The organism is Corallococcus praedator, from assembly GCF_003612125.1.
Taxonomy (GTDB): domain Bacteria; phylum Myxococcota; class Myxococcia; order Myxococcales; family Myxococcaceae; genus Corallococcus; species Corallococcus praedator.
Genome location: NZ_RAWI01000435.1, coordinates 1 through 7293 on the forward strand (window position 1 = coordinate 1; position 7293 = coordinate 7293).

At 70.2% G+C, this 7293-nt stretch carries 9 protein-coding genes; 4 read left to right on the forward strand and 5 right to left on the reverse strand.

Going from position 1 to position 7293, the window contains the following annotated elements:
- Positions 1 to 478, forward strand: a 478-nt coding sequence (locus tag D7Y13_RS35230; RefSeq protein ID WP_120630929.1) for a styrene oxide isomerase, incomplete at its 5' end; no start/stop codon positions are given.
- A 180-nt stretch (positions 479 to 658) separates the two neighbouring features.
- Entirely contained in the window at positions 659 to 1063 is a 405-nt protein-coding gene (locus D7Y13_RS35235) for a hypothetical protein (RefSeq protein WP_120585870.1), read from the forward strand.
- 3 nt (positions 1064 to 1066) lie between these two features.
- Here D7Y13_RS35235 and D7Y13_RS35240 read toward each other — a convergent pair whose 3' ends face one another.
- Positions 1067 to 2758, reverse strand: a complete 1692-nt coding sequence (locus D7Y13_RS35240; protein WP_120585871.1) for a tetratricopeptide repeat protein — start codon at positions 2756 to 2758, stop codon at positions 1067 to 1069.
- 234 nt (positions 2759 to 2992) lie between these two features.
- Between D7Y13_RS35240 and D7Y13_RS35245 the strand changes: the two genes are divergently transcribed.
- Together D7Y13_RS35245 and D7Y13_RS49075 are read left to right on the forward strand one after the other, a co-directional pair.
- Positions 2993 to 3553: an RNA polymerase sigma factor gene (locus D7Y13_RS35245; RefSeq protein ID WP_120585872.1), complete on the forward strand. Its 561-nt coding sequence runs from the start codon at positions 2993 to 2995 to the stop codon at positions 3551 to 3553.
- A complete protein-coding gene (locus tag D7Y13_RS49075; RefSeq protein ID WP_120585873.1) occupies positions 3550 to 3864 on the forward strand; it encodes an anti-sigma factor family protein in 315 nt (104 codons plus the stop codon). The genes D7Y13_RS35245 and D7Y13_RS49075 overlap by 4 nt, the downstream gene beginning before the upstream one ends.
- 17 nt (positions 3865 to 3881) lie before the next feature.
- On the opposite strand, the gene D7Y13_RS35255 is transcribed toward D7Y13_RS49075, so the two are convergent.
- The 4 genes from D7Y13_RS35255 to D7Y13_RS46020 form a co-directional block, all read right to left on the reverse strand.
- Positions 3882 to 4790: a CPBP family intramembrane glutamic endopeptidase gene (locus tag D7Y13_RS35255; protein ID WP_120585874.1), complete on the reverse strand. Its 909-nt coding sequence runs from the start codon at positions 4788 to 4790 to the stop codon at positions 3882 to 3884.
- Between the two features lie 139 nt (positions 4791 to 4929).
- Positions 4930 to 5889 (reverse strand): M91 family zinc metallopeptidase, encoded by a 960-nt coding sequence (locus D7Y13_RS35260; RefSeq protein WP_120585875.1) that lies wholly within the window; start codon positions 5887 to 5889, stop codon positions 4930 to 4932.
- A 231-nt stretch (positions 5890 to 6120) separates the two neighbouring features.
- Positions 6121 to 6681 (reverse strand): hypothetical protein, encoded by a 561-nt coding sequence (locus D7Y13_RS35265; RefSeq protein ID WP_147444539.1) that lies wholly within the window; start codon positions 6679 to 6681, stop codon positions 6121 to 6123.
- Between the two features lie 26 nt (positions 6682 to 6707).
- Positions 6708 to 7293, reverse strand: a 586-nt coding sequence (locus D7Y13_RS46020; protein ID WP_158620499.1) for a hypothetical protein, incomplete at its 5' end; no start/stop codon positions are given.

Consider the following 7293-nt stretch of genomic DNA (forward strand, 5'->3'; position numbering starts at 1 on the left):
CCCCGCCCTTGTCTCGCTCGCCGGGATCCGCCCCGCGGCGAGGCGCATGGCGCACGCCGCCGCCTGGCTCATGCTGCTGGGCCTGCTCACCGGGGGCTATGTCTCCGCCGCGATGACGGGCAAGGTGCCCGCGGATCCGCAGATGGCGCTCGCCGCGCACCTGAACGCGCTGATGGGCACGTTCTTCCTGCTGGGCGTGGCGTGGACGCTGCCCCTGCTGAGCTATGGTCCTGTCGGGCAGCAGCGGCTGGCCTGGGCGGTCATCGTCGCCAACTACGCCAACTGGTCCATCACCTGCGTGAAGGCGTGGCTGCGGGTGTCGGGCGTGGACCTCATCGGGCAGGCCGCCAACGACACCGTGTTCGTCGCGCTCACCCTGTCCGTGGTGCTGCCATCCCTCGTGGCCACGGGCGCGTGGATTCACGGCTTCCGCGCGGCCCGCCCGTCCGGGAGCGAAGCGGGCACCCCCCCGGGGTGATGTCCGGCGGTTCGGGCGCATCCCACCTGGGTGCCCGCCTCCTGGAACGGGTGACAATCATTGCCATCCGCGCCCCCTTCGGGCGTCCGCGTCAGGGGGAGTTCAGCCGTGATAATCTCGACCTCCCGGGAACTCCCACACACTGCCGTGTGCCTCCCTGGAACCGAGAGGAAGACAGACATGACATCGCGTCGGAAGCTGCCCTGGAGCCTCGCCCTCCTGCTCACCTTCGCGACGGCCACCGCGTTCGCGGAGCCGTCCGCCTCCCCGTCGGCCGGGACGTCCCCGGCGGTGTGCGCGAGCGTCGAGTCCTCCGAGGCCCAGGTCAGCGAGGCGCCGCCGAGCGAGGCGGAGCTGGCGGGCCTCGTCTGTTCGATTGGCCGGTGCACCACGGTGGAGGACTGCTGGAACGCGTGTCCCAACGCCAGCTCCGCGGCGTGTACGCGCAATGCGTGCAGCTACACGTACCCCGGCGGTGGCGGCGGTGGCGGGCCCACCTGCCCGTCCTCGCGCTGCATCGAGGACTCGGACTGCTCCTGCAAGGGCACCCCGGGCTCCTGCGTGAACCGCGCCTGCGTCTACTGAGCGTCACATCGCCGTGCGGCTGAGCCGGATGTCGGCGCGGGCCCACGCCTTCTCGAACCCCTGACGCGCGAGGGCTGCCTCGCGCTCACGGCCCTGCCCCTCCAGCGACTGGGAGAGGCCGAACAGCGCCCACCCGTTGCCCGGATTGCGGCGCAGGTCCTCGCGGTAGACGGCCTCCGCCGCCTTCCACTGCTTCGCATCCAGCAGCGCCGCGCCCTGGTAGTGGCGCACGGGGTAGAACCAGTCCGCGGGCTCGGAGTAGGCCAGCTGGTCCGCGGCCCGGACCGCGTCCTCCCAGCGGCTCAGGGCGTCGGCGCAGCCCTGGCGCTCCGCGATGGAGGCCCCCAGCACCCGGGCCGCCACGTCCAGCACGTCCTTCGCGGAGTTGTTGCCCGCGGTCAGCGTGTCGGGCACCCCGGCCGCCAGCTTCTCCAGCTCCGCGTGGTTCGCGCGGGCCTCTTCGAACCGGCCCTTGGCCGCGAGCGCCAACCCGTGCGAGTGCAACCACAGCCCCGTGAGCACCGGGTACTTCGCCTCCGGCCGGGGCTCCGCGAGCAGCGCGTCGTAGCGTCCGAAGCGCACCATCGCGAGCAGCGGCTCGGCGACGAAGAAGTCCATGCCGGGCATCTGTTCCAACATCTCCGGGCCCAGCACCCGCGCCGAAGCCCGGGCCGCGCGCAGCGACTCCTCGCTGCGTCCCTCCATGGAGGCGGAGAACGCGAGGAAGCCCCAGTTGTGGGCCAGATACATCGGGTAGTACCCGACGGGCTCCACCCGACGCAGGTAGGCCTCATCCGCCTGGACGGCCCGGCGGTTGCTCTCCGACGCCGCCGCGTACATGCCCACGCGCTGGTAGATGTGCGCCGGCATGTGCACGACGTGGCCCGCCCCCGGCATCAGCCCCGGCAGCCGGCGCGCCGACGGCAACGCCCGCTCCGGGTGCTCCGAAGCCTCCACCGCGTGGATGTAATAGTGATTGGCGCCGGGATGCTCCGGATTGCGCGCGAGCACCGTCTCCAGCCGGGAGACGATCTCCCCCGTCCCCGGCTCCGGCTTGCCGTCGAGCGTCCACAGCTTCCAGGGGTTCAGGTTCATCAAGGATTCGGCGAAGAGCACCTGGACGTCCAGGTCCCCCGGGAAGCGCCCGGCCACCTCGCGCATGGCATTGGCGTAGGCCATATTGAAGGGCTGCATTTGAGGAGGCGACCGGGGCTCCGGTCCCCCGTAGCGCTGGGACAACGCGCCGATGAGGGCCCGCTCCACCGGGGTCGCCTTGGGGGCGAGCGCCTGGGCCCGCTGCACGCCCTCCCACGCCAGCGCGGCCCGATCCGGCAGCATGGGCACGTTGTAGTTGGGCCCCAGCACCAGGGCCACGCCCCAGAAACACATCGCACAGGAGGGATCCAGCTCCGTGGCCCGAGCGAACGAGCGTGCGGCCTCGTCGTGGTTGAAGGCATACGCCAGCCGCAACCCCTGATTGAAGAACGCCTGGGCCTCCGGGGAGGCTGTCGTCACCTTGTAGGAGTAGGTGCCCAGGTTGTCGAAGAGCACCGCGCCCTTCGCGAGCGAGGTCAGGCTCAAGCCCTGGGTCGACATCTCGTGCGACCCGTGCGCGGGAGCCGCCAGGGCGCCGGCCTGGGGGCCCGGCGCGAGCAGCAATGGCAGGACGAGGGCGGGAATCAGGGACGCGCGCATGGGGACCTCCGGAGTCCTCCTTGAAGATGGCGACGAATCCCTCCGGGACAATGCGCCGCCGGGGCCACGCGCCGCACCGCGCCGTCCCCTGCACCTCCAACGACAATCCACGTCTTCCTTTGCATACAAAGACTGGCGCGCGACCACACGCCCCCGCACCCGTTCAGCGGGGTTGGACTCTCAAATAAAGGAATCACACCTGGGACGTATTCTTTCCAACCGAAGAGAGGCCCCATGGTGCAAGCAGCTTCTGATTGTTGCGACCGGGAGTACGCCGCTTTCGCCATCCGGCATCAGCCCATCCTGCTGGCGGTCGCCCGGAACATCTGTGGCCGGGGTGCCAATGAGTGCGACGACCTGGTCCAGGACGTGCTGCTCCGCGCCCTGCTGAAGTGGGACAAGCTCCAGGAATGGTCGGAGCCGGCGAAGCGCGCCTGGCTGGTGCGGGTGCTGCACAACCGCTTCCTGGACCGGTGCCGCCGGAGGGGAACGGAGGCCGCGCAGGTCCTGGGCTTGAGCAACGTGCACAAGCTCTTCGAGGATCCGGAGGCGCCGGACCCGGAGTTGTGGGAGTGCGTCACGGAGGCGGAGCTGCGGGAGGCCGTCTCGTCGCTTCCCCCCAACCTGCGCCGGACGTTCGAGCTGCACGCGCAGGGGCTGCGCCACGCGGAGATTGGCCAGCAATTGGGCGCTCCGGTGGGGACGGTGGGGACCTGGCTCTTCCACGCACGCCACCGCCTGCGGGAGAAGCTGCGCCGTTCGGCCGAGTCGCGCCGTGAGCGGGGACGCGGATGATCGCGGACTGCGCGAACCTCCCCTCCTTCGTGGATGGCCACCTGCCGCCGGAGGAACATGAAGGCTTCCTCTCACACCTGCCCGGGTGCGAGGCATGCGGGGTCCGCTTCCATGACCTGCTCCAGCTCGACGTGCTGGGACGGCTGGCGATGGACGGCGCGGACGTCCCCCAGGAGGCCGCTGCTGTTCGAATGAGGAGACCCCACCTGAGGGCTCTCCGAAAGGAGCACGACCCCGGACGTTGTATGGGTGAGGTCACGCGCGGGCCTCGCTCCGGGTTGGCTCGCCGGGAGAGGCCCCCAGGTCACTGAAGCATGGCGGGCCCGCATCAGACCGTGGGGCCCGCCGCCGCTTCCGGTCGTCCCCGCATGTCGAGCTGAGAGCCGGACGCAGTCACCGGCGGTGGGAAGCCCTTCCACCGCGTCAGGGCCACGACCGCCAGACCCAGCACGGCGACCGCGACGATGGAGCCCTCCAGGCCGTAGCGGCCGCCCGTGAACCACTCCGGGCGGTCGTGGAAGACGGGCGTCCAGAAGCCCTTCGAGTCATTGCCACTCACGCCGAAACCCATACACCCCAGCATCCAGTTCCACCCCAGGTGCACACCCACGGGCAGCGCGAGGTGTCCGGTGCGCAGGTAGCACAGGCCCAGCATCCACCCCGCGAGGAAGGTGCAGAGCATCGCGACGGCCTTGGTGCTTCCGGCCATCTCGGCGCTGAAGGGATGGGCGAGGCAGAAGATGACGGAGAGCAGGACCTGCGCCCAGCGCACGCCCAGTCCGTCGATGGCCCGCTGGAAGGCATGGCCATGGAACAGCGTCTCCTCGAAGAGCGCCACGCCCAGCATCATCCAGGCCGCCTTCATGAGCACGGACGCGGACGCCGCCTCCGCCCACACCAGATGGAAGCCGCCTGAAATCCCGACGAGGAAGGCCACCGTGCCCACCAGGACGATGCCGCCCAGCACGCCCAGGCCCAGGTCGCGGCCCGCCCGCCGGCCCAGGGACAAGCCGATGGACGCGAGCGACCGCCGTTCGAGGCGCAGACAGAAGAGGCTCGCGAGGAGCGCGCCCAGGAACAGGTCCCAGGGCGAAGGAAACGCCTCGCGAAGGGCGGAGGGCAGCAGGCCGCGGAGCCAGAGGAGGCCGCCCCCCAACACCGCCGTCAGCAGGACGGAGCCCAGCGCCTTCCAACCATTGCGCCAATGCCCTTCGCCGTCACGGAACACGAACCGCATGGGGGATCCCTTCAAGGGCCGGAGCGCACCCGCGCACCCGGAGGGCCCGGGGCGCGAGGTGGGGACTCCGGCACACCTTCCTCACGGACGGCGCGGGGAAGGATTGCACGAAGGCGGGGGACAGGGCTCCCCCCGTGCATCACTTCTCCAGGTCGCCGACGATCTTCCCGAAGGGCGACGGCTGGCCCCCGAGCTTCTGGAAGAAGTTCCGGCTGTCGGTGCCCTCGTCGTAGTTCTTGAAGGCCTCGTCGTTGCTGTTCTTCCCGTCGGGCTTCAGGCCCGAGTAGTCCTGGCGGGACGGCAGGCCGTGCTCGGCGCGGATGGCGTTCTCGGAAGGGGCCCAGTTGTTCTTCGTGTGCGGCGTGGGGCGCAGGCCGACGGTCTCGAACTCCTCCGTGAGGCGGAGGCGGTTGTCGACGGTGTCCTTCATGTTGGCCGAGTGCGCCGGGTGCTGCTTGAAGACGTCCGCGTTGCTGTGCTTGCTGGCGGCGAGCGGGCTCACCTGGAGGCCGTTGGACGCGCGCCAGGCGTGGACCGACTCGTGGCCCAGGCTGTTGAACCGGGGGCCGGAGGCATTCTCGTTGTACTTGATGTTGCTGGGCGTGCCGGCGCCGGGCTGACCGTCGAAGCGGTACGCCGGGCGGATGGACGACAGGGTGCCGTCGTTGCGGGGCGCATGCGCCATGGGCAGCGCCGAGTTGCGGCCGGAGGAGATGTCCGCCACCGTCAGCGGCTTGCGCAGCGTGCCCGTGGCGCCGGGGTTCACGGCCTGGGTGCGGCCGTTGAGCTCCGTCAGCATCTGGTTGCCCACCGGCTTGCTGGTCAGCCTGTTGGTGGAGTTGCGCACGTCCTGCGTGAAGTCCGCGAAGTCCGCGCCGGACTGGCCGCTGTCACGGCGGGTCCGGATGCCCTGGAGCTTCGGGTCCACCACGCCGTAGTCCGCCGGCTTGAGGTTGTTCTTGCCCGTCTTCAGCTCCGCGGGCGACACCGGCGCCTTCGGCTTGGCCGTCTCGGGCCGGGCGGGGAGGCTGTCACTGCGGGGGCGGGAGCTGGAGGAGGACGAGGAGGGCTTGGAGAATGAAGAAGAGCGGAGCTTCATGGGAGGGCCTCGGGAGTGGAGTGCGGCGACGAATCACCCCTACTGCACCCCGCGTGCCCACCGTTTCCCGGCCCCTGGCCCCGTGCGGCCGTCCTGATTCCAGGGGGTTGCGATGGAGCAGGCGCCTTCCCGGGCGCGGCCCCTGGTGTCTGGAGTCAGGGGCCTGATGTCTGGAGTCATCAGAGGGCCCCCCCGCCCGGACGTACCACGCGGCGCGACGTGCATCGCGGCTCAGGGCTGCTCCGTCACCGTGAACTCGACCTCATCCCGGTCACCGCTGGACGACACGCTCGCGTAGGTATTCCAGAAGACCTTGATGATGCCGTCGGAGGGGGTCCCCTGCCGCTCGAACTCGAGCCGGTAGGTGACGTCGAACCGCTCGGCCCTGTCATCCCGTCCCGGTGAGTTCGCCAGGTTCTCTTCGCGCGGCAGCCCCTGCTCATCGAAGACCACCACGTCCTCATCCAGGACGGCCCCATCGCTTTCATCCACGAGCCTGACGCGCAGCCACGGGTAGACGACCTCCGCGCTGCTCGCATCGGGATTCGACCAGCGCCGACCCACGTTCAGACTGAGATAGGGCCAGGACACCTTCGCCCGGGTGTCTGGCTTTGCGGCGGCCACCATGCGGAAGCGCCGCGAGCCCACGGGTTCGCTCGCGCTCAGCTCAAGCATTCCGGAGGGCTCCCGCAGCTCCACGTACGTGTCGTAGTCCTCGCCGCAGGCCGGGGTCATCAGCGCGAGCCCCCCCAGCAACAGGAAGCGCCCGAGCATCGGAGGGAAGCAAGGCATCCGCGGGGTGGATTCCAGGGTCGGGGTCATGGCGCGGAAACGCTCACGGTGAAGCCCTTGGGCACGCTGCTGGTGTCCACCACGCGGGCATGGGCCTGCGCCGTCCACTCCAGTTCGACGGTGCCGGCGGAGGTGTTGTCCTGCATCTCGAAGTTCACGTTCGCGCGCCACTCACAGGAGGCCTGCAGTTCGCAGTCCGGGGAAAGGCTGGACACCCCCTCCAGGATCAAGGGCGTCTGCTCCGTCAGGATGCCGTACGCGGTCGGTCCGGAGCCATCCTGTGAATCAGAAAGGATCACCTTCAGCCAGGGGCTCACCGTCTGGCTCGGGTCGGCGGGGATCCACCGCGCCGTGACCCGGACCGACAGGCCCGCTTCGGCTCGCTTGGCGGGCGGCCTGGTGGCCGAGGCCCGGACGATGAGCTGGCGCGTCGCCTTGGGCGCTTCGTTCGTGAGGCTCAGGGGCGCGCCCACGTGCTCCTCGGAGGCGACGTCCGGGGAGGTGGCCTGCGACGTGGCCACCACGCTGACGCAGGCGACGAACAACACGAGGCGGGCCGCCCAGAAACGGGCGCGGGAGCCCGGGGTCGCGGGCGGTGGGGCTGCTTCCGGG

Bases quoted from the DNA above. Each gene is read 5' to 3' on its own strand.
- D7Y13_RS35235 (WP_120585870.1), top strand. From the start codon at position 659: ATGACATCGCGTCGGAAGCTGCCCTGGAGCCTCGCCCTCCTGCTCACC.
- D7Y13_RS35240 (WP_120585871.1), bottom strand. From the start codon at position 2,758: ATGCGCGCGTCCCTGATTCCCGCCCTCGTCCTGCCATTGCTGCTCGCG.
- D7Y13_RS35245 (WP_120585872.1), top strand. From the start codon at position 2,993: ATGGTGCAAGCAGCTTCTGATTGTTGCGACCGGGAGTACGCCGCTTTC.
- D7Y13_RS49075 (WP_120585873.1), top strand. From the start codon at position 3,550: ATGATCGCGGACTGCGCGAACCTCCCCTCCTTCGTGGATGGCCACCTG.
- D7Y13_RS35255 (WP_120585874.1), bottom strand. From the start codon at position 4,790: ATGCGGTTCGTGTTCCGTGACGGCGAAGGGCATTGGCGCAATGGTTGG.
- D7Y13_RS35260 (WP_120585875.1), bottom strand. From the start codon at position 5,889: ATGAAGCTCCGCTCTTCTTCATTCTCCAAGCCCTCCTCGTCCTCCTCC.
- D7Y13_RS35265 (WP_147444539.1), bottom strand. From the start codon at position 6,681: ATGCCTTGCTTCCCTCCGATGCTCGGGCGCTTCCTGTTGCTGGGGGGG.